General features: G+C 38.3%; 1 protein-coding gene. It reads right to left on the reverse strand.

All coding sequences use genetic code 11. The features are described 5' to 3' along the window. The coding region (locus FS486_RS19865; RefSeq protein WP_313957014.1) for a hypothetical protein at positions 1-185 on the reverse strand (185 nt) is incomplete at its 3' end. Positions 186-308 lie beyond the last annotated feature (123 nt).

The raw sequence follows: 308 nt of genomic DNA on the forward strand, positions 1-308 counted from the left end.
CTAAATCCATCAATTGTTTCCTCGGTAGTTCCCTTCGTAAGATTCCCTGGTTTTGGATATAACTTGGCATACGCCTTAATCCACAACTCTTTATTAAACATTAGACGATAACAATCTGTTACCTTGCGACCATGTAAAGAAACATTCCTTATAACGTCCAACTGTCGAAATGGATTCGTTGCCATATTCATGACTCCTTTCTTGTTGACGTTAACATCAACCTGTTTTTCTTCCCCCTGCTAAACTCATTACGAGCAAACGTTGGGTACTATAAAAACTCCGTTATCTTATGCGATTTTCAAAGACCT

Origin of the sequence: Bacillus sp. FJAT-22090 (genome assembly GCF_007676755.1) — a bacterium.
Classification (GTDB): domain Bacteria; phylum Bacillota; class Bacilli; order Bacillales_A; family Planococcaceae; genus Psychrobacillus.